Annotated in this window: 17 protein-coding genes; 12 read left to right on the top strand and 5 right to left on the bottom strand. The window is 62.0% G+C overall.

The features are described 5' to 3' along the window. Positions 1 to 292: 292 nt before the first annotated feature. On the bottom strand, positions 293 to 916 hold the full coding sequence (greB, locus tag ACR9Y2_RS28065; RefSeq protein ID WP_435045189.1) for a transcription elongation factor GreB: 624 nt from the start codon (positions 914 to 916) through the stop codon (positions 293 to 295). Positions 917 to 1771: 855 nt separating this feature from the next. Between greB and ACR9Y2_RS28060 the strand changes: the two genes are divergently transcribed. From ACR9Y2_RS28060 to ACR9Y2_RS28015, 10 genes are all read left to right on the top strand, one after another. Continuing rightward, on the top strand, positions 1772 to 2863 hold the full coding sequence (locus ACR9Y2_RS28060; RefSeq protein ID WP_435045188.1) for an AAA family ATPase: 1092 nt from the start codon (positions 1772 to 1774) through the stop codon (positions 2861 to 2863). Between the two features lie 247 nt (positions 2864 to 3110). After that, positions 3111 to 5351 carry a S8 family peptidase gene (locus ACR9Y2_RS28055; protein ID WP_435045187.1) on the top strand — a complete coding sequence of 747 codons (2241 nt, stop codon included), beginning with the start codon at positions 3111 to 3113 and terminating at the stop codon, positions 5349 to 5351. 990 nt (positions 5352 to 6341) lie between these two features. Next, positions 6342 to 6719 carry a hypothetical protein gene (locus ACR9Y2_RS28050; protein WP_435045186.1) on the top strand — a complete coding sequence of 126 codons (378 nt, stop codon included), beginning with the start codon at positions 6342 to 6344 and terminating at the stop codon, positions 6717 to 6719. Positions 6720 to 7161: 442 nt separating this feature from the next. Then, positions 7162 to 7377, top strand: a complete 216-nt coding sequence (locus ACR9Y2_RS28045) for a type II toxin-antitoxin system HicB family antitoxin (protein ID WP_435045185.1) — start codon at positions 7162 to 7164, stop codon at positions 7375 to 7377. 15 nt (positions 7378 to 7392) lie between these two features. After that, positions 7393 to 7620, top strand: a complete 228-nt coding sequence (locus tag ACR9Y2_RS28040) for a type II toxin-antitoxin system HicA family toxin (protein ID WP_435046336.1) — start codon at positions 7393 to 7395, stop codon at positions 7618 to 7620. A gap of 938 nt (positions 7621 to 8558) precedes the next feature. Then, the gene (locus tag ACR9Y2_RS28035; protein ID WP_435045184.1) at positions 8559 to 8999 is read left to right on the top strand and encodes a hypothetical protein; all 441 of its coding nucleotides are present in this window, start codon (positions 8559 to 8561) and stop codon (positions 8997 to 8999) included. 69 nt (positions 9000 to 9068) lie between these two features. After that, the gene (gene rpsO, locus ACR9Y2_RS28030) at positions 9069 to 9338 is read left to right on the top strand and encodes a 30S ribosomal protein S15 (RefSeq protein WP_435045183.1); all 270 of its coding nucleotides are present in this window, start codon (positions 9069 to 9071) and stop codon (positions 9336 to 9338) included. Between the two features lie 239 nt (positions 9339 to 9577). After that, the gene (gene pnp, locus ACR9Y2_RS28025) at positions 9578 to 11818 is read left to right on the top strand and encodes a polyribonucleotide nucleotidyltransferase (RefSeq protein WP_435045182.1); all 2241 of its coding nucleotides are present in this window, start codon (positions 9578 to 9580) and stop codon (positions 11816 to 11818) included. 64 nt (positions 11819 to 11882) lie between these two features. Then, entirely contained in the window at positions 11883 to 12986 is a 1104-nt protein-coding gene (locus ACR9Y2_RS28020) for a sialidase family protein (RefSeq protein ID WP_435045181.1), read from the top strand. Between the two features lie 181 nt (positions 12987 to 13167). Beyond that, positions 13168 to 14283, top strand: coding sequence for an AAA family ATPase (locus tag ACR9Y2_RS28015; protein WP_435045180.1), 1116 nt, complete (start codon positions 13168 to 13170; stop codon positions 14281 to 14283). A 59-nt stretch (positions 14284 to 14342) separates the two neighbouring features. Here ACR9Y2_RS28015 and ACR9Y2_RS28010 read toward each other — a convergent pair whose 3' ends face one another. The 3 genes from ACR9Y2_RS28010 to ACR9Y2_RS28000 all read right to left on the bottom strand — a co-directional run bounded on the left by ACR9Y2_RS28010 (position 14343) and on the right by ACR9Y2_RS28000 (position 17646). After that, positions 14343 to 14888: a DinB family protein gene (locus ACR9Y2_RS28010; RefSeq protein WP_435045179.1), complete on the bottom strand. Its 546-nt coding sequence runs from the start codon at positions 14886 to 14888 to the stop codon at positions 14343 to 14345. 104 nt (positions 14889 to 14992) lie between these two features. Further along, positions 14993 to 16093, bottom strand: a complete 1101-nt coding sequence (locus ACR9Y2_RS28005) for a cellulase family glycosylhydrolase (protein ID WP_435045178.1) — start codon at positions 16091 to 16093, stop codon at positions 14993 to 14995. Positions 16094 to 16149: 56 nt separating this feature from the next. After that, the gene (locus ACR9Y2_RS28000; protein ID WP_435045177.1) at positions 16150 to 17646 is read right to left on the bottom strand and encodes an Ig-like domain-containing protein; all 1497 of its coding nucleotides are present in this window, start codon (positions 17644 to 17646) and stop codon (positions 16150 to 16152) included. Between the two features lie 228 nt (positions 17647 to 17874). Here ACR9Y2_RS28000 and ACR9Y2_RS27995 point away from each other — a divergent pair, with 228 nt between their 5' ends. Together ACR9Y2_RS27995 and ACR9Y2_RS27990 are read left to right on the top strand one after the other, a co-directional pair. Further along, a complete protein-coding gene (locus tag ACR9Y2_RS27995; protein WP_435045176.1) occupies positions 17875 to 18816 on the top strand; it encodes a pirin family protein in 942 nt (313 codons plus the stop codon). A 31-nt stretch (positions 18817 to 18847) separates the two neighbouring features. Continuing rightward, a complete protein-coding gene (locus ACR9Y2_RS27990; protein WP_435045175.1) occupies positions 18848 to 19699 on the top strand; it encodes a VOC family protein in 852 nt (283 codons plus the stop codon). A gap of 6 nt (positions 19700 to 19705) precedes the next feature. On the opposite strand, the gene ACR9Y2_RS27985 is transcribed toward ACR9Y2_RS27990, so the two are convergent. Continuing rightward, positions 19706 to 20638, bottom strand: coding sequence for a metallophosphoesterase family protein (locus tag ACR9Y2_RS27985; protein ID WP_435045174.1), 933 nt, complete (start codon positions 20636 to 20638; stop codon positions 19706 to 19708). Positions 20639 to 20644 lie beyond the last annotated feature (6 nt).

Genomic DNA, 20644 nt, shown 5'->3' with positions numbered 1-20644 from the left:
GCGGCTCGTAGGTACGGCCGCTGCGTCTTTGAAGTTGGCAACTACGCGGCTCCCCGAAAGACGCAGCTCCCGACCAATTGACGTTTAGTCGCCAAACCACCGAAGTGGTCGGTCGTGGGACTAGGAACGGGAAGTCGGCTTGTCGCCGCTGATCCGCGGCGCTCCGGCCGGATCACGCGCCAACAGGAACTAATTCGGCTGCAATCCAAAGCTGCGGATTGCCGATGATCTCCCCGGAGTAGTCAACTCGCCACTCGTCCCCAAGCCCGCCCCGTAAGGTACATGTGTCGAGTTACGAGCTTCGGCCAGGTGGATCGGAATTGCGGGAAAGCCCCTTTGACGAGGATTCGGCAAAAGGCGGTTCACTGAATGGTTCGACCGCGATGCTCTCATAACGCACTTCCAGCACGATCAGGTCGGTTGTGCCGCCCGGCGCCCTGAGTTCTACATGGTCGCCTTCCGCCGACTTCAGCAATGCGCGTCCCAGGGGCGAGAGCCAACTGATGTGGTGGCGGTTGAGATCGACCTCGTCGGAACCCACGATACTGACCTCACGCTCGGCACCCGTGGCATCGGCATAGCGCACAGTGGCTCCAAAGTATACCCTCGTCGAGGCCTGCTCTGATCTCGGAGCGCCCGGGTCAACCACTTCTGCGGCTTCGATTCGCTTGCGGAGAAAGCGAATCCGGCCATCGATCTGACGCAGGCGCCGCTTCCCGTACTTATAGTCGGCGTTATCGCTGCGATCGCCGTTGGCGGCCGCCCACGACACCATCTCCGTGACGGCCGGGCGTTCCCTGGTGACGAGAAAGTGGTACTCCTCATTGAGACGCTTCAGGCCGCCTGGCGTGATGTAGTTCTTGCCGGGCGATTCGGGTTTGTCCGGTTGGGGTTGTCGAGTAAATGCAGTTCGCACTTCTTAGTCCGTCCCGCGCGAATCTCGCGGATCAACCAGGAGCCATGCGGAAGGGGCGCGGAAAGCACCGCGGATGTCCGAGTTCCCTGGGAGGCGTGCCTCTACTTACCGATTGTTTCACGTTCTAAAATCCACGTTGAGCCGACCCGCCGCCCCGGGCGCTCGCGCCCGAAGGCGCGCCGATCGCAGAAGGCCACCCGGCGCTTGCGAGTTGCTAGCGCATCCGGAAACTTATCCAGGCTCCCTCGACGAGTTCGAGACATGTCCAGACTGGGTGTCCAGCATGGACAGGGGTGGGCAGTTCGCACCGATGAGTCTGAGAAGAACGGGCTTCCATGGGTTCGATCAGACAGCCAATTGGGCGGTGAAAGTTCGAAATGTGTCCAGACTGGGGAGGCAACTTCTAAGCTGTTGATTCCATTGATGGCGATATGTACTTGAGCCAATAGGTCCTTTGGAATCTGCTTCGAGTCCTGCCTGCCGCATCCCCTCTCGTGGCCATTCTCCGTTGGCATCCGAATCCTGCCAAAGCGCTCAGGTTCCGGAATCGCGATTCCCCGGGCTCGAAGGCAAGGCGCTCGGCGCTCAGATTCCGTATAGCGTGATCCGCTTGGGAAGGTTCACTCGATTTTCATTATGGATGACCTGCCTGCCGCGCAGGTGCGCCTACCCATCGTACTGATTCCACGCGAGAACACGACATTTGTGAGCGCTTCTGTTTTCTGTCATAATTCCCGTTCGAGACGCTCGAACGGTTGCCGAGCGTTTTCCTACGGTTGTTTCGGCCAATGAGGAGGCCGGTGGAACGCCAGACAGCCCGACTCGGGTCCGCTTGGGTGGTGCGAGAGGACGACAATGAAGAATACGGAGCCGGTGAAACTGACAACCACGAGCGAGTCGATTCGGAAGTTGCTCCTGGCGCACTTCGAGGGAGACGCCGAGGGATTCCGCGCCGCTGCTCGCGAATACATCAACGAGGAACGACGGAAAAACCACCAGGTTGTGGCGCGCGATCTCGAACGGCTCCTTGCGTCATACAACGGTCTTTCCGTGGTACGTGGCAGCAACGGTCTAGCTCCGCTTCCGGGCGCATCGCGGGATGTCCCGAAGGACAAAGAACGTGACGTGCCGCTCGTTGAAATGTTCGAACCGGTAAGACGCCTCGATGATTTGGTATTCGATGAACGAACGCGCAAGACGCTCGACAGGATCGTAGACGAAAACCGTCAGGCGGATTTGCTTAAGACGTATGGCGCCCGTCCTGCCAATCGCATCCTGTTTTGCGGGCCGCCCGGCTGTGGGAAGACCGTATCGGCCGAGGCAGTCGCCGCAGAGTTGTATCTGCCTTTGGCTCTGGTCCGCTTCGACGCCGTGGTGTCTTCGTACCTGGGCGAAACCGCAGCCAATCTGAGGAAGGTCTTTGACTTTGCCCGCAGCCGGCCCATGGTGGTACTTTTCGACGAGTTCGACGCCATTGGAAAGGATCGTGCATCGCTCGAAGAACACGGCGAAATCAAACGGGTCGTCAACTCTTTCCTCCAAATCCTGGACGGATTTCGCAGCGAAACAGTCGCGATCGCGGCGACCAACCACCAGGGCTTGCTCGACCTGGCCCTCTGGCGGCGATTCGATGAGGTTGTTTTCTTCGACCTACCGGATGCTGCGCGCATTGAAGACCTGTTGCTACGGAACCTTCGCCAGATCGGTGTTCATCCGGCGACGAACCTTCATGACCTGTCCGCAACACTTGTCGGTTTGTCGCATGCTGACGTCGAACGCATTGCGCGGGATGCCGTCAAGGATATGTTGCTGAACGAGCCCGGTCCGGTTACACCTGCCGCTCTGGAAGGTGCCAGCGTTCGCCAGAGGAAGAGGACGGCGGTCGCCAAAGGGATGAACGCAAAAGCAGCACCTCAGACTAAGTCCAGAAAGGGGCCCGCCAGGTAACGTGCCACACCATCCTGAAGATCAACGGCATCCGCACTTGCCGTTGGTCCGGGTGGAAGCCAATCCGCCCCGCCGAAAACGTCCGGGGTTTGGCGCCTCCGGGCCCGACCGCGGTGGGCGAACTCGATTCGGTGAAGCACTCCTCGCCAGAACCGAAGCAATCGAGGCCGAAGCGCGCCGCATTCCGGCAGTTCAGGGCTTTGCTCCTCACCTGGTGTTTCGCGTTCCCCTCGCGGCCGGAGCTTCGGTGGACACCATCGCGGAGAGGCTCCGCGCCGCGGGATTGATGGTGGTCAGCATCGAACCGGATCAGGCCGTGGTGGTGTTTCAGGATGATGCGAATCTGGCGGAATTCCGGCGCGCACTCGGCGAGTATATAGCTGGCCCTCGAATGATTGAGAAGAGAGGCGAGCGCGCTAAGACGACGCAGTGGGACGTCTTCGAGTTCATCGAAGCCGACCAGTTGCGAAGCTGGTCGCGCGCCGACCGGATCGGACCGCGGCTCGCGACCGAAATCGGAGTCAATGGCGACCGCATTGATCGAATCCGCATTTATACGCTCGACGTTGAACTATGGCATCCGGGGCTCGCGGAACTTGCACGACAGAAGATGGCGGAACTTCAGGCGCTAGTCAACGACAACCGGACCGAGCGCGAGCGACTCTCTGACCGGTTCGTGGGAGACCTGCTGGCCATCGCCCGGGTCAGCGTTTCAGGCGTCAAGCTCGATCGTCTTCTCGATGCATCAATCATCGCGGAAGCGGAGCTTCCCGAGCAACCCGTTTTCGACGCAGTGGTGGCCGCTCAGGTCACACCGCGGGATTTTCCCGCCCCACCCCCTCCACCGGACGACGGGCCTCGCGTCTGCATCCTCGATAGCGGAATAACCTCCAATCATCCGCTGCTCCGGGCGAATGTCGGCGGTGAAGAAGCAGTACTCACAGCGACGGACAACCCGGCGGATATGAATGGACACGGAACACACGTCGGCGGACTTGCGGTGTTCGGTGACGTCCGGGCCTGTTACGCCGATGGCACCTTTTCGTCGCCGATTCGGCTGTTCAGCGCTCGGGTGCTAAATGATCAGAATCGTTTCGATGATGATCGGCTCATCCACACGCAGATGGAGGCTGCGATCGAGCTCTTTCGCCGTGAACCTTACGACTGCCGCGTATTCAACCTGTCATTGGGTTCGCCGGACGTCGTGCTGAACGGGGCGAACCGTAGACAGACTCTTTGGGCCGAAGCCCTCGATACCCTAGCGCGGAAATACAAGGTGCTTCTCGTCGTTTCGGCTGGTAATAACAGTAACGTCTCTGCCAAGACGCCGGCCGATGCGGAACGAATTCTCCAGAATTATCCACAGTACCTGTTTGATGGTGACGCCGGATTGAGCGATCCGGCAACGGCCGCGATCGCATTGACCATCGGATCGCTGTCTCAATTTGCAGCGCCGGCGGTTCGCGCGGGAGCCGGCGCCGGAGATTTTGTTCGCGCGGTGGCGAGTGTTGACGAGCCGTCGCCGTTCACGCGTACCGGATTGGGGATCAACCGTGCGATCAAGCCCGACCTTGTCCACTATGGCGGGAACTTGCTGTTCGAAGGATTTGGGAACAATGTCCGCAGAGTTCGCACTGAGAATCCCGACGCCGGGACGAGCGTTATGTCTTTCTCCCACGAACCTCTGGATCGGTTGTTTGCATTCCGGATAGGCACCAGTCAGGCAGCCCCAGCAGTTGCTCGAATGGCGGCACTGTTGTGGGATCGGCTCGATGGTACCTTTGATGGCGAACTTGATCCAAATCTGGTACGGGCGGTTTTGGCGAACTGCGCTTCGGTTCCGGAGGCGGCAGCGAATCGTATCGCCGCCGTCAACGCCGACGACGGAGTTCTGCGAACGTACGGGTATGGTCTCCCCGACGCCGAACTCGCTTTCGAATCGGGAGATCGCCGGGCTACGTTGATTGCACAGGGGAGAATTCAGATCGACACGCTCCTCCTCTACGAAATACCCATTCCGACGGTGCTCCGCGCCGCGCCAGGCGGGAAGAGGATCATCGTTTCTCTAGCGTTCGACCCGCCCGTGAGGCGCCGGCGTGCGGATTACCTCGGAGTGGAGATGGGAATGCACCTCTTCCGCGGAAAGACCCCGGAGGAAATAGTAGCGGCTTATCGTTTCGTGACGAAAGGGGAGCGGAAGACGGCTCCAAAGTCGCTTCAGAGCCCGTTCAAGTGCCCGCTCGAGCCAAATGCAGAGGTAGTTGAGACCAGCACGTTGCAGCGCCGGGAGTGGGCATTCAGGACTACCGCCGACAGATACGGCGAAACGTATTACCTCATGGTCCAGGCCAGAAGAAACTGGGCGCCGGAAGAAATTGGCCATCAGGACTTTGGCATCGCCGTAACCGTGACCGCGGACGAGCCGCGTCTGTACAATCAGGTGCAGCAGCGCGTGCGCGCTCGTGAGCGAGTACGCAGGCGGGTCTAGTGAAATCAGTTTTCACGCCGGCACCCTCGTTGCTGAAGGGGAAAAGGGACGTCCTGGTCTGTCACTCTCGATTTGCCTACATTTATTTCCAGACCATACACTCCAGTATTCGGCTCGGTGCGACCACTTCCGATTACACTGTCTCCGCCTCATTCACGATCTGGTTCTCACTACCTCAGCGAGCCTCGCCGTGGCCGGCTGTCCGGACACCTTCGCCCAAAGCATCGCCGCTGGTGCTGGCATTTCCTCCCGAAACGCCTAATCCCCAAACGGCTGACCAGAGTATGTCGCACGGCGCAGTGCGTTTACTCGCCTTCCATTTCCGGTCCATTCAACAAGCCCGCCGAGGCTGAAGCGGCGCCCGCCGTGCGCCAGAACGACATGCCCGCAATCCGCGAGGGATCCTCCCCTGACAGATGAGCCTCAGCGCTGGACCATTCGTGGCACCGCGGGTCTTTCACTAAGCCGGCCCAATAGGGCTCACTTCCACCTGCCCCAACGCCGCCCACAGACGCGATGCGCCCAACGGGCATGCAGTGAACCGGTTCTGCTCAAGGTGCCCACAACATCCCCGGCGATCGTTCAAATACTGTGCGTGCCGGCCATGCACATGCTGCATCACTTCGGCCAGGACCGGTACCTCGGCACGGCAATCAGATGGATATCATTGGACATAAGGCAGTAAGTCAGAATCGGGAATTTGCTGGCGGCAGCCTGTTCGCGTAACAAGCGCAGGTATGTCAGCAGGTCACGGCGGGGCTGGAACACCGATTGGCGGTCGGCACCAGGTTGGGCAGTGTGATGCGCTACACCTGACGCAATGAGTCGAGCGGACCGAGGCATTCTAGTCAATCTATTCGCTATAGAATGATTTGTGCTCACCCAAATGCGAGAGTGACGTGCCAGGACGTCCACCTGTCATTCTGAAAAGAATACTATTCGGGATCTTCGTTGCGCTGGCCAGGCACTTCTCCAGCTAAGATAAGAACGATGCCAATGCTGTGGAGAACGCGATTTGAATGGCTCCAAAAACTAGGCCTCGTTTCTTTGGTCGGGATGGTTCTATTGATAGCGGCTGCATTGGCAAGCGACCGCGTTCAGGGAATCCTGCTCCTTATCGGGATACTGACAACCTTGCCTGGTTTTTTCTATCTTTTTATTTGTACGATTTGGCACTGGAAGAGCCGCTATCGCGGGAGCCATAGCGACCTCTGGGGAGCGTTGCTGCTGATCGAGGCCTCTGGGTGGTTCAAGTTGGTCTACCTGTTCCGCCACATCATACCGGATGCGCGCCAAGTTGGCCGCTACGGGGCTGACAATGCAACTCCACGTCCGTCAATGGACGATTCACGGCCGCGCCAATCATAGCATCGGATTGTTCACATTCGATAGGATTCCAGAGCACTGGATCGGACTTTGTGCTTCTGATAGTGCTGGAATCCCGGGAGAGGACTGCGTCTTCCATGAGCAAAACGAAGTTCATCCATGTGGGGACGGGAGACCACGTGTCTGATCTGCCCGGATTTGCGGCCCTCTCGATGGATTACTCCCGAGAAACGCCCTTATGTCCTGGAATGCCCCTGGCCGGTTAGTCGGCATCTCGTAAAAGGTCCCGCTTCGGGCGAGTCACGCGCCATCCGGAAGTTGAGTCAGTCCGGTTCACGTCAACGCACTCGTCAACACCAGTCATTTGCCAGCTTTTCCCAGCCGTCGCTCCGATTGGGAACGATGATCGCCCACTTCGCCCCCCGGCACCTGAACGCCTGCCTTCGACGGCGTGACGGTCCACAACCCAGGCGAGGACACATGAGTGCCACGCCAGTTCGATGTCGAAATCGAACGGGACTCAGATGGCAACTACGTCGCCTCGGTTCTCCAACTGCCCGGATGCCACACGCAAGCGAGGTCCCTCGATGAGGTCACCGAGCGGATCCGCGAAGCGATAGAGCACTGTCTGGAAGGGGAAGGCGCTCCGGAGGGAGATTTGGAGTTCGTTGGCATTCAGCGCGTGACAATCGCGGCATGAGCCGGAGCCACCCGCATCACCGGCACAGATCTCACTGCCGCCCTCGCCCATGCCGGTTCCCGCGCTCTCCGTGTCAAAGGCAGCCATCATTTGATGCGCAACGAGGATGGGCGAGGCACGGTGCTACCCGGACACGCAGGTGGGATCCCCAGTCCGGGCCTCCTTCACAAGATCCTTCGGGATTCCCAAATGACTGGAGACCTGCCAGAGTACGCGCACTCGGCCGCCCTTATGCTCTCGTGATGAGAGGGACTCCGGATGATATGGCTGTCCGAGCCATACGGCACGCTGAGCCATTTGTGCGCGTCAGTCACCAGGGAGTCACCGGGATAGCCCCGGCTGCCCGCTCCGGCCTGCGCTCCCCACCTTTCGCCGGGTAAACCTCGGACTCGTCACGGCCAGTCCGGATTTATTTCTCTTTTTATCTCAATTATTTAGCGCCCAAGCCCCCAGCCTCCCCCGGCTCGCCATGCATCCTGGGGCCGACGGAGCAGGCGATCACCCCGCACGCTCCTCTTGATCTTTGACTCGAAAACCGCCTCCCGCTGCGGCCGCGCCTTCTCCCGCGGCCGCCACTGTTCGTGTGTGCCGCGCCTCCACATCTATATAAGGAGGAGCAGCCAATCGCAATCCACCGCGCTTGAGCGATCAAACCCAAGTCTTCGCCCAGGGGCGAAAGTTCCCTTTCCTCTCCCACTGAGCGCTCAAACCCAACTCTTCGCCCCCAGGCGGAAGTCCTCTTTCCTCTCTCCTTGAGCGATCAAACCCACTTCTTCGCCCCAAGGCGAAAGTCGCCTTTCCTCTCTCACTGAGCGATCAAACCCAACCCTTCGCCTCCAGGCGAAACTTCCCTTTCCTCTCTCACTGAGTGATCAAACCCGACTCTTCGCCTCCAGGCGAAAGTCCCCCGATCCTCGCCTTTTGAGCGATCAAACCCAACTCTTCGCCTCCAGGCGAAAGTCCGCAGCACCGCCGCAACAGCAACCACCGCCCCCCCCAGCATTACCCCCGGCGCCAGCCGGGGGCCCATCCCAACATCAACGGCACCCCAGCCAACCAGCACCCGCCCCCAGAACAAGCCACCCCAACCCGGCAAACCGGTCCGCCGCTCCCCCCTTGACTCCGCCCGCCCTCAGGCGTAACCCATTACCAGCCATCTAGCTCATTCGAAAGGCTGCGTCATGGTATCCGCCAAACTGATCCACCAGATCGAAGACCATTGGGAAGCCATCAGCGGCCGGTTCCTGCGGCTCCTCCGCTCCAGCCACGGCCTCTCCCACATCAGCCAACTCCCTGAATCCGAGATCACCGAAACCTGCCGGCGCCTCCTCCACAACCTCGGCAGTTACCTCGTCTCCGCCCAGCACGAAGACGAACTCGGCCTCCACTACGAAAAAGTCGGCCGCGACCGCTACCACGCCGGAGTCCCCCTCAGCCAGGCCCTCCGCACGGTACAATTGATGAAGGACGCCACTCTCGATTTCACCCGGGACGAGATGGACGTTCTGTCCGGCGTGGATCTCTACGCCGAAGAGGAGCTCGAACACCGGCTCGGCCGGTTCTTCGACCTGCTCATCTACCATCTCGCGCGCGGCTACGAAGAAGCGTGCGGCCGGAAGTAGTCACACGAACTGTGCTACTCTGAAATGGTACAGAAAACGAACGTAATGATGAGGAGTGTGTTTTAAATAATGGCACTGGCGGCTGAAGCCAAAACAAATACGATTACCAAGTATCGCGTCCACAAGACGGATACGGGGTCGCCGGAAGTGCAGATCGCTCTTCTGAGCCAGAACATTCTGCTGCTCACTGAGCACTTTAAGACCCACAAGAAGGACCACCACAGCCGCCGCGGCCTGTTCATCATGATTGCTCGCCGCCGCCGCCTGCTGGACTATCTGAAGAGCCGGAACCCCGAGCGCTACAAATCTCTGATTCTCAGCCTCGGTATCCGCCGCTAACTTCAGGCTCCTTCTGCGGTCTACCCCGCCTTCCCGGTGGGGCTCCGCACTGCGGACCTTCCCGACATGGCACGAGCCTTTCGGTTGGACGTCTCTCCACGGGAGACGTTCGTCCGAAAGGCTCTGCGCATTCCCACGGTCTGCCCCGCGATGATGCCCCGCCCCTTCTCAAGTTCCTACCAAATCAAAAATCGAATGGCTCGCCGGCCTGAGATGCCGGCAGCCCTGGGAGAATTGTAATGACTCATTCCGTTGAAATCGACCTGGGTGGTCGACTCCTGACCCTGGAAACAGGCAAACTCGCTAAGCAAGCTCACGGCGCTGTTGTCGTGAAGTCCGGTGATACAGTGGTGCTCTGCACCGCGTGCTCCAATTCTGAACCGAAGCCGAACGCGGCTTTCTTCCCCCTCACGGTCGACTACCGCGAGTACACCTATGCGGCCGGCCGGATTCCTGGCGGCTACCTCAAACGCGAGGGCCGTCCCAGTGATCGCGAAATCCTCACCTCTCGCCTCATCGATCGCCCCATCCGTCCGCTGTTCCCCGAAGGCTACACCTGCGAAACCCAGGTCATCGGCATGGTCCTGTCGGCCGCGCCGGATACTGACCCGGCTACCATGGCCATCACCGGCGCCGCCGCCGCCCTCGCCATCTCCAACATCCCCTTCGAACACGTCCTGGCCGGCCTCCGCGTCGCCAATGTGAACGGCGAGTTCATCCCTTACCCCTCCTACGAACAGCAGAAGGCCGCCAAGCTCAACATCGTCGTCGCCGGCACTGAATCCGGCATCGTCATGGTCGAAGCCGGCGCCACCGAAGCCTCCGAAGAGGAAGTCCTCGCCGCCATCGAGTTCGGCCACGACTGCTGCCGCAAGATCATCGCCGGCATCAAGGAACTCGTCTCCAAGTGCGGCCAGACCAAGCGCGTCTTCACCCCGGCCGCCCGCAACGCCGAGGTCTACTCCAAGATCGAAGCCCTCGTGAAGGATCGCCTCTCCGACGCCCTCGATACCAAGAAGTACGGCAAAACCGAGAGCTACTCCAAGATCCACGACCTCGCCGCCGAAGCCATCGGCCTCTTCACCGAGGACGCCGAGAAGTCGGAAGCCAAGATCTGCTTCGAGACCCTCCGCGAGAAGATCTTCCGCTACGAGATGCTCGAACTCCGCCAGCGGCCCGACCGCCGCGCCATGGACGAGATCCGCAACATCTATATCGAAGTCGGTGTCCTGCCCCGCGTTCACGGCTCCGCGCTCTTCACCCGTGGTGAAACCCAGGCCCTGGTCAACACCACCCTCGGCACCAAGGAAGACGAACAGCGCATGGAGAGCCTGAACCTCCAGGAAACCTCCAAGAAGCTGATGCTCCACTACAACTTCCCCCCGTTCAGCGTGGGCGAAGTCGGCTTCATGCGCGGCCCCGGCCGCCGCGAAGTCGGTCACGGCGCATTGGCCGAACGCTCCATCATCCCAGTCATCCCCGCTGAAGCCGACTTCCCCTACACCCTCCGCATCGTCAGTGACATCCTGGAATCCAACGGCTCCAGCTCGATGGCCACCGTCTGCGGCGCGTCCCTCTCCCTGATGGACGCCGGCGTCAAGCTCAAGGCCCCAGTGGCCGGCATCGCCATGGGTCTGGTCAAGGAAGACGAGAAGTACGCCATCCTCACCGACATCGCCGGTGCAGAAGACCACTACGGCGACATGGACTTCAAGGTCGCTGGTACGCGCGCCGGCATCACCGGCCTCCAGATGGATATCAAGGTGCCCAACGTCAGCACCGCCATCATGAAGGAAGCGCTCGCCCAGGCCCGCGAAGCCCGCCTGTTCATCCTCGGCAAGATGGAAGAGGCTCTGCCGGAGCCCCGCTCCGAGATGAGCATCTACGCTCCTCGCATCTACACCGTCACCGTGCCCACCGACAAGATCCGCGAGATCATCGGACCGGGCGGCAAGGTCATCCGCGGCATCATCGAGCAGACCGGCGTCAAGATCGACGTCCACGACGATGGCACCGTCAACATCTTCGCCTCCGACGGTGAGTCCGCCAAAAAGGCCATCCAGATGGTCACCGATATCGCCGCCGTGGCCGAAATCGGCAAGACCTACCTCGGCAAAGTCGTTCGCATCGCGGAGTTCGGCGCCTTCGTCGAAATCTTCCCCGGCACCGACGGCCTGCTCCACATCAGCGAGATCAGCGAAAATCGCGTCGCCAACGTCCGCGACGAGCTCAACGAGGGCGACCAGATCCTCGTCAAAGTGCTCGCCCAGGAAGGCAACAAGATCAAGCTCAGCCGCAAAGCCGTACTTCGCGAACAGCGCGAAAAGCTCAAGGGCCCCGGCGCTGATGGCGCCGCACCCGCCGCTGAAGGCGCTCCCGTCGCGGCCGCTCCTTCCGGCGACCGTCCGCCCCGCACAGACCGTGGTGGTGACCGTGGCGATCGCGGCCCTCGCCGCGACCGTGGCGACCGCCGCCGCTAACTCGCTAAACTACAACTGACTTGAGGAATAAGGCCCGGCCCCCAAGCCGGGCCTTATCTTATCTATGCCAACTTCACCCAAGCTCACCAGGCGCCACTGCCTCGCCGGCCTTCTGGCCGCCCCTGCCCTCACTGCCGCCCCTGACCCCATCGCCAAGACCACGGTCTTCCAGGCGGGTGACGATGGCTACAACACCTTCCGCATCCCTGCCCTGCTCGCCACCCGCAAAGGCACCCTCCTCGCCTTCGCCGAAGGCCGCAAAGGCGGTCGCGGTGATAGCGGAGACATCGATATCGTCCTCAAGCGCAGCACCGATCAGGGCCGCACCTGGTCCGGTCTCGAACTCGTCGCCGATCGCGGCCCCGACACCGTCGGCAACCCCTGCCCCGTTCAGGACGCCAAAACCGGCCGCATCTTCCTGCCGCTCACCGTCAACCCCGGCAATGTCACCGAACGCCAGATGATCGACCGTACCGTCCCCGACCGCCGCACCGTCTTCATGACCACCAGCGACGACGACGGCCTCACCTGGGCCATCCTCAACGAGATCACCAGCTTTACCCGCAAGGACAATTGGACCTGGTACGCCACCGGCCCCGGCGTCGGCATCCAAACCCATACCGGCCGCCTCATCATTCCCTGTGACCACGCCGTCGAAGGCACCCGCGCTACCCTCTCCCACGTCATCTATAGCGACGACCACGGCCGCACCTGGCAGATCGGCGGCTCCTCCGAACCCGGCACCAACGAGTGCCAGGTCGTCGAACTCCGCAACGGCTCCCTCATGCTCAACATGCGGAACTACCACAAGCAGAACCGCCGCGCCGTCAGCATCAGCCGCGATGCCGGCCTCACCTGGGACCCCATTACCCACGACCCCGCCCTCATCGAATCCGTCTGCCAGGCCAGCCTCATCGCCCGCGACGGCATCCTCTACTTCTCCAACCCCGCCTCCACCCAGCGCGAAAAACTCACCGTCCGCGCCTCCCGCGATAACGGCCGAACCTGGTCCGCCGGCCAGGTTCTTCACCCCGGCTACGCCGCCTACTCCTGCCTCGCTCCCCTCAAACGGGAACGCATCGGCTGCCTCTACGAATGCGGCGAAGCCTCACCCTACGACCGCATCGCCTTCGCCAGCTTGCCTCAATCTTCATTGACTTCGTCGTAAGGTATTAGACCGACGAAAACCTGACGAATCCACCTGAGAGTCATCCGATTTCTGACGCTTGCCCCGTCCCAGATACCTGTTTGGGCGCATAGTTGGAATGGCGACCCACGTGCTAAGCAGTATCAGGAACGTTATGTTTACGACGTTGTTGATCAGCTCCAGCCCGGCCAGATGCGAGTCTTTGAACAAGCTCGCCGTGGAATGCGGCAAGCTCACGATCGCTCGCCAAACCACCGGCTACCCCGCAATACAGTGGCTGGGTAGCGCATGCCGCCAGTTCGAGCCCGACCTCGTTCTGATGGATCTCGAAGACTCGGTTTCGGCCCTCGCCTGCCTCCGCGAAGTGCAGGCCCGCTGCCCTCTCACGCCAATCATTGGCGCTGGGGGCACCTCAGCCCAGCAGGAGCTCTTCCGGTCCCACGGCATCACCCAGTTCCTCATCTACCCGCCGCAGCGCGAAGCCCTCGAAATCGCCATCGTTACCGCCATCCGCGGCCGCGATCACCAGCCCATCGCCAATCTCTTCTGCTTCGTGCCGGCCAAAGCCGGTTCGGGCGCCAGTACTCTTGCTCTGGGCACGGCCACCGTGCTCGCCGCCGCTCCTTCCCAGCGGGTCCTGTGCCTGGAGGCCGATCTCCGCTCCGGCATGCTCGGCGAAATGGCTGGCGTCCCGGCTCGCGGCAGTACGCAGAGCGCCCTCGCTCACTCGTCCGAACTCGACCCCCTGCGCTGGCACAACTTCGTTTCGCGCCGCCATGGAGTCGACTTCCTCCTGGCCTCGGCCGAACTGCACGCCAAGCTGCCGCAGTGGACTCACTACTACCTGCTGCTGCGCTTCCTCCAGACCCGCTACGAGAGCATCGTCGTCGATCTGCCGGAACTCGTGAACGACGCCACTGAAGAGGTGCTGCGCCGCGCCCAGGCCGTCTTCGTCGTCACCACCCAGGAACCCTGCGCCCTGCAGCTCGCCAAACGCCGCTGCCAGGAGATGGCGCGCCGCGGCGTCGAGCCCGGCAAGATCAAAACCATCGTCAACTCGTGGAACCGCAACGACCTCAGCCTGGAAGATATCAAGCAATATCTCGGCACCGGCGTCGTCGCCAACATTCCCGAGGACCAGCGCGGAATCCGCGCGGCGATGACCGACTATAAGTTCCCCTTCCCTGCCTCAATGGCGGCAGGACGTGCCATACGGCACTTTGCCGAACGCCTGGCGTCGGGCAATCCGGATCACGCGGCCAATTTGGAAGCGCCACGTTGGTCAGGACTGCGCCGCCTCCTGGCGCACGGTGCCTAAAAAAGAGGCTTAGCGTGCCCACGCCAAGCCTCTTATTCTTTAACGGACTTCTACGCCAACTACTTCCGCGCGGCCTGGATCTCGGCCACACGCGCCTGGAAATGCCGCGTCAGGTGCGGCACAATCCCGATCATCCGCTGCATCAGCATCAACTGGCCCCGGTGGTGCATCTCGTGCTCCTTGGTGCTCAGCAGCATCTCAAAACGGGTCTTGAACGCCGGCTCCATGCCGGGCGGATACGTGATCGTCTCCGCCAGCACTTCGTCCGTCACGCCATCCAGCAGCTGCGCAAAGCGCTCGCCGTTCACCGTCAGCATCTCGATGATCTCGGCCTTCGTCCGCGGCACCTTCTCCTCGGCATAATGGGCGCCCATCACACCGAAGAAGTCGAAGCCCACGAACGTGTCGATCTTGTCGTTGAAGTGGATCCGCTCGCCGAATGTCGGGATCACCGCCATGTGAACGAGCGTCTCGGCCACGCTGCGCGTGTCAGGCGTCGCCCGGAATCCGTACTGCTCTTCCGGAATCTCCTGGGCCGTGATGATCGTGTTCTTGCGAACCGTACGAAAACTTCTAGCCAGCTCGCTGGCTCCGTAAATAGACATAGGAAAACCTCCTCTGTTGGTGCTTTCCAGTGTAGCGGGCCGGGCGCCGGAACGCCCGCTTTTCCCAGTAAAAGTGATGTTTGTCGCCGTCGCGTGAACCTCCCCTACTTCTGTGACATGATCTTTCGGATAAACTCCGTCTCTTCTGGCCTATAGGGCGTTCCGTCGGTCTTGAATACCTCGTGGAACCAGATCGCCGGCTCGCGGCCCACATACGGCTTCTGCCACGAATCCCACGGCAGGAATGTCTGCGACTTGCCCGCCACCAGGCCCCAGTTCATGGCCGCCACCTTATACTTCTTCGCCACCGGCAGCGTGCCCTGGAACGTGCTGCCATTGCCTCTCGCCATGTACTCCGTGCACAGGATGGGCCGGTTCAGCGGCTTCAGCCACTGGATCCGCTTCTCAAACTCGGCCGGGCCGTCGTAGTTGTGGAACGAGATCACGTCCGACAGCTCCAACTGCGCCTTGGCCATCGGCGTCAGCTTGGCGGCCACCGACCAGTCGCCCTGCCAGACACCGGCCGTCAGCGGCTGCTTCGGATGCACCGCCCGCGCCCAGGCGAACGACTGCTTCATCAGCGGCAGCACCAGGTCCACCTTGTTGGCCGGCTCCAGCTTGCCGTAGCTCGACCCGTTCGTGTTGTCCGGCTCGTTCCAGATATCCCAGGCCAGCACGCGGTCATCGTTCGCAAAAGCGCCCACCACGCCCTTCACATACGCTTCCAGCCGCGCCGCCTGCTTCGGATCCTGCAAGGCCGCCGCACCCGGGCTCTGCATCCAGCCCGAGTTGTGGACGCCCGGCTTCGGCGCCCGCTGCTTGCCCAGCTTGGGAGCCGGATCCCAGCACGAATCGAACAGCACAAACATGGGGCGAATATTGTGTTTGGCCGCGATCGCCAGAAACTGGTCCAGCCTCTGCTTGTACCCCGCCGGATCCTGCTGCCACGGTAGATCGTGCAGGAAGACGCGCATCGTATTCATGCCGATGCCCTGCGCCCACCCCAGCTCCAGGTCGATGCGAGCCGGGTCGAACGTCTCCTTCTGCCACATCTCCAGCTCGTTGATGGCGTTGGCGGGATTGTAGTTCGCCCCCACCAGCCAGGGCTGCTTCGCATACCAGTCATTCGCCTGCTTCTCAGACCAGCGGGCGGGCTGGGCCAAGGCGGCGGCGGCCATCAGTGAGACAAGGAAAAGTCGTTTCATGGAACTCCCGGAAGCGACCATCCTATCCGACCCGCGCCCGCCGCCGCCAGCCTCGGTCAAGCTACGACTCTGACGGTCTTCTCCTCGCTCTTCGAGGTAGCGCTGTTGACGACCACAACCTTAAGCTCGTCGCCCACCTGCTTCGCCGGGTCCAGCACAGCCGAAAGCTCAGTGGCGCTGACGACGGTGGTCGCCTGCGCGGTCCCATTCAGGTGCAGCTTCGAGGCGGCGGTGAAGTTCTGTCCGGTCACCACGACCTTGCCGCTGGCCAGGGAGGCCACCACCGCTTTGATGATTGGGGCCGGAGGCGCCGCGGCCGTCGCATCCTCGTGCTTCATCTTATCCATGCGCGGCTCCGACATCTGGAGGAACCGGTCCACGAAGTCCTTCAGCTTGCCCAGCACATCATCGGCGAACAGGCCCACGATGCCCCCGATGAAAGCCGCATTGGCCGGGTCCATCGGATTCGAGTCGACCGCCTGGTTGAACGCGCCCATCCTGTACCCGAAGTGAACCAGCAGCGCGAGGCCGGCTCCAAAAATGGGCCGCGACAGGTAGAAAATGCCCCAACTGGAGACGAACTTGCGATTGCCCACAAACCCGACCAACGACCGCAGCGCGCCCAGCAGGGCGCCCAGCCCGCCCATCAGGAAGGCGATCCACATACCCGCCACATTGCGATCCTCCGCCCGCGACGCATTCACGCTTCCGCCGTTCAGGATCACCACGGCACTCGCCTTCCGCATGGGTTTCTCCGGATCGAGCGCTGTCACCACCGCGCGCCCCGAGGCCGATTGCGCCGGAACCGTCAGGACCCCGCTCCTGGCATCGATCACGCCCTCCGTCGTCATCCATGTGAGCCCGGCCACCGGTTTTTCTCCATTGCCACGCGCCTCCAGCTTCAGGTTGGAACCGGCAGCCATGTGCGCCGCCGGCACCACGGACCGCGTCATCACCAACTGCTCCGGCGCACCGGTCACCTGCGCCACCGCACTCTGCTTGCCGTCGGCCGCGCGCGTCGCCGTGATCGTGACAGTGGCGTCCGTTTTCAGGTCGGTGGGCGCCGTAAACAACCCCGCCGGCGTAATGCTGCCCGCCGAAGACGTCCACGTCACGGCCTGCCCCGGCACGCCCGAGATGGTGGCTTCGAACTGCAGCGCCTTGCCCGGCGACAAAGTGACGGCCGGAGGAAACACCTCCACCGCGATCGGCGCCGGCGGCGGCGGCCAGACCCAGAACAGCAGGCCAATCGCCAGGCCGAACATCGCCACATAGACGATGCTCAGGGCCAGCAGCCAATTCGGAGTCGCCGACAGAGTGATGATAGCCTCCCCTCCGGCGTGCTCGTCATCCTTCACTTTCGCCGTCAATTTCACATCCATGCTGCTCCAATGGAACAGCGGCGCCTTATAAACGGCCTTACCCGGATGCCGGGCCACTTTGACGATGCGGCCCAACGCCGGTTCCAGGGACCACTCCACCGCCCCCTGGCTTTCCACCTCGAACTCCTGCTCCCCCCGCGGAAGCACAACTGCCGATTCAGGCTTAACCATGGAATCATCCTCCAAGAGCGGCTGCCGAACGATACAGCGCTCAATCCTCCTAGCGGAATCGGCCGGGGGGAGGGGACAAAGACCGGTCGCTTCCCCCCGTAAACCGGCTCCGGCTCAATTGCCCGGCCAGGGCTGGAATGCCATCCCAAAATGCCGCCTTCGATGGTGACACTTCGCGCGGCCAATGCAAGGCCATTTACGCAACAATGTTCAGGAGGGGGTGCGCCATTGAGTGATCTATTGCCGGCGGAATCGACAGCCCAGGAGTGCGCCGCGGCCGACCCGGCCCGCGTCCTCGAGACCTATCCGGCCCACGAGACGGACCTGGGCCGCATCCGCATCCGCCGCATCCTGCCCGTGCGCCAGCGGCGCCTGATTGGCCCATGGTGTTTCCTCGACCGCTATGGCCCGTTGAGCTTCACGAATGAGAAGCCCATGGATGTCGCTCCGCACCCGCACATCGGCCTGCAGACTGTCTCGTGGCTGCTCTCCGGCGAGATCGTTCATCACGACAGCCTGGGCACCGAGGCCCTGCTGCGGCCCGGACAACTTGGCGTCATGACGGCCGGCGGCGGGATCACGCACACCGAGGAGACTCCGGTCGAGAACAGCGGCCAGCTGAGTGGAGTGCAGCTCTGGGTCGCCCTACCGGAAGCCCAGCGCAACGGGCCGCCGGCTTTCGGCCACCACCCCGCGCCGCCGGTGCTGGAAGAGCCAGGCGCGCTGATTCGCGTCATCCTCGGAGATTGGATGGGACGCCGCTCGGACGGCGCGGCTTACTCGCCCATGGTGGGCGCCCAGCTCACCCTGCACGCCGGCACCAGCACGGCGCTGCCGTTGCGGCCGGAGTACGAGCATGGCCTCGTCGTACTCTCCGGCGACGCCGTCTTCGAAGGGCAGGAGATGCAGCCCGACACGCTCTACTACCTGGGCGCCCTGCGCGGCGAGATGCAGCTCACCACGCGCGCCGGCGCCCAGATTCTGTTGATCGGCGGAGCGCCCTTCGGCGAAACCATCCTGATGTGGTGGAACTTCGTCGCCCGCACGCAGGAAGAGATCGCCGCCGCCCGCTCCGATTGGGAGCAGCACCTGCGCTTCGACGACGTGCGCGCCTACCAGGGCGCACGCCTGCGGGCTCCGCAGCTCATCGGACGGCCGATCGTCCGTTGAACCCTTCGGCCGCCGCACCCATCTAATGGATGTGACGACAGCTCAAATCCCCATCGCGGCCGCGACCACAGTCGGAGCTGTATCACTGACGGTCGCCTCGCTGAGCCAGGCAGTGGATTTCTACACCAGCCGGCTCGGCCTGCACGTGCTGAAACAGCAAGGCGAAACCGTCCACTTGGGAGTGGGCCCAGAAGAGCTGCTGGTGCTGCATGGCAACCTGGGCGCGCGCCGTGTGCCACGCACGGCCGGCCTCTATCATTTCGCCTTATTAGTGCCCACCAGGCGTGCCTTGGGGGCAGCCCTGAAACATCTGATCGACTCTGGAGTCCCTTTGCAGGGGGCAGCAGATCACCTCGTCAGCGAGGCCATCTACCTGGCCGACCCCGAAGGCAACGGCATCGAGATCTATCGCGACCGCGATCGCGCCGAGTGGAAGCTGCTGGGCGAGGAGATCCAGATGGCCACCGACCCGCTGGATGCGCAGGGCGTGCTGGCGGCCGCCATTGGCGCCCCTACGGATCACGGTTTGCCGGAGGGCACGCGCATGGGGCACGTCCATCTGCATGTCGGCGACATCGCAGAGGCCGAGGCTTTCTACAACGGCTTGCTGGGCTTCGATATCACGCTGCGTTACGGCCGTTCCGCCACCTTTCTGTCGGCCGGCGGCTACCATCACCACATCGCCGTGAACACCTGGGCCGGCGTGGGGGCGAAGCCGAATCCGGAAGGTGCGATGGGCTTGAGGGAATTCACCGTCGTGGTGCCGGATGCGGCCGAGCTACGCAGAATCGCCGCCATCACCTCGCCGGTCGAGGACAATGGCGGCGATATATTGCTGCGAGACCCGTCGGGCAACGCGTTGCGGATCAAGGCCGGAGCGTAAGTTAAACTACAGGCCGCGCCACGGCTTGCTGTAGTGCGTGTTCCAGTCGACGAGGTCGATATTCAGCAGGCGATGGCTCTGCTTCTTCGTATCCGCCTCGACGATCAGGTAAGCATTGGGATCGTAGCGCGTGGCCGCGATCACCTGGTGCAGCGGCCCGTACGACCGCCCGAACTCAAACCAGCGGTGCCAGTGACCTGACACCACCAACTGGACCGTATCCTTGTGCTTCTTCAACAGCGGGTGCAGGCCGAGGTCTGCTTTCTCTTTGGGCGCCACAATCGACAGAGGGAAGTGGATGAAGACGAACGTGGGCTGGTGCGCCTGCAGCTTCGCTTCCAGCCACGTCAACTGCTCTTCACCCAGGCTGCCCACCTTTTTGTCGTACTTGGCATGGCCGGGCTGCCAGGTGTCGCCCAGGAAGTTGTTCAGGTGAATGAACTGGAAACCCTTGTGGTCCACCGAGTAGTAGGGCTGCAGCCCCAATTTGCGGCGGAACAGCTCGTGCGAAACGGCGTGGGAAACCTTCGGCACCCCATAGTCGTGATTGCCGTAGCCCACATGCACGGGCATCGCAAAACCATCGGTAATCGACTTCGCCACGTCGATCCGCGTCTTGTTCTGGAAGTAGAAGTCGACGTCGGGCGAGGGGTAGTTGTGGAAGTAGTCGCCCACCAGGAACGTCAGGTCCAGCTTCGGCTGCAGCTTGTTCAGGTAATCGCGCGTTTGCGTGAGGCGTTCAGTGGTCTTGAAGATGGACTCGGTGTCCTCGGGGCTGCCCTCGGGCCCCTTGTAGAAGTCGTCAATGATGTGGGAGTCGGCGATGATGGCGAAATAGAACTTGCCGGACCCCGGATCGGCATCGAGCAGGCGCGGCGCGGCGAGGGACAGAAGTCCCCCGCCGGCCACCTGCAGGAACTGCTTCCTGTGCATTGTCATGTGTGG

The organism is Paludibaculum fermentans (assembly GCF_051172195.1).
Lineage (GTDB): Bacteria > Acidobacteriota > Terriglobia > Bryobacterales > Bryobacteraceae > Paludibaculum > Paludibaculum fermentans_A.
Note: the sequence above shows the minus strand (reverse complement) of the source record. Positions and strands in the feature narration are given on the sequence as shown.

Excerpts from the sequence above, each read along its gene's own strand:
- rpsO (WP_435045183.1), top strand. The coding sequence starts at position 9,069 with ATGGCACTGGCGGCTGAAGCCAAAACAAATACGATTACCAAGTATCGC.
- ACR9Y2_RS28005 (WP_435045178.1), bottom strand. The coding sequence starts at position 16,093 with ATGAAACGACTTTTCCTTGTCTCACTGATGGCCGCCGCCGCCTTGGCC.
- ACR9Y2_RS28060 (WP_435045188.1), top strand. The coding sequence starts at position 1,772 with ATGAAGAATACGGAGCCGGTGAAACTGACAACCACGAGCGAGTCGATT.
- ACR9Y2_RS28020 (WP_435045181.1), top strand. The coding sequence starts at position 11,883 with ATGCCAACTTCACCCAAGCTCACCAGGCGCCACTGCCTCGCCGGCCTT.
- pnp (WP_435045182.1), top strand. The coding sequence starts at position 9,578 with ATGACTCATTCCGTTGAAATCGACCTGGGTGGTCGACTCCTGACCCTG.
- ACR9Y2_RS28035 (WP_435045184.1), top strand. The coding sequence starts at position 8,559 with ATGGTATCCGCCAAACTGATCCACCAGATCGAAGACCATTGGGAAGCC.
- ACR9Y2_RS28010 (WP_435045179.1), bottom strand. The coding sequence starts at position 14,888 with ATGTCTATTTACGGAGCCAGCGAGCTGGCTAGAAGTTTTCGTACGGTT.
- ACR9Y2_RS28050 (WP_435045186.1), top strand. The coding sequence starts at position 6,342 with ATGCCAATGCTGTGGAGAACGCGATTTGAATGGCTCCAAAAACTAGGC.
- ACR9Y2_RS28000 (WP_435045177.1), bottom strand. The coding sequence starts at position 17,646 with ATGGTTAAGCCTGAATCGGCAGTTGTGCTTCCGCGGGGGGAGCAGGAG.
- ACR9Y2_RS27985 (WP_435045174.1), bottom strand. The coding sequence starts at position 20,638 with ATGACAATGCACAGGAAGCAGTTCCTGCAGGTGGCCGGCGGGGGACTT.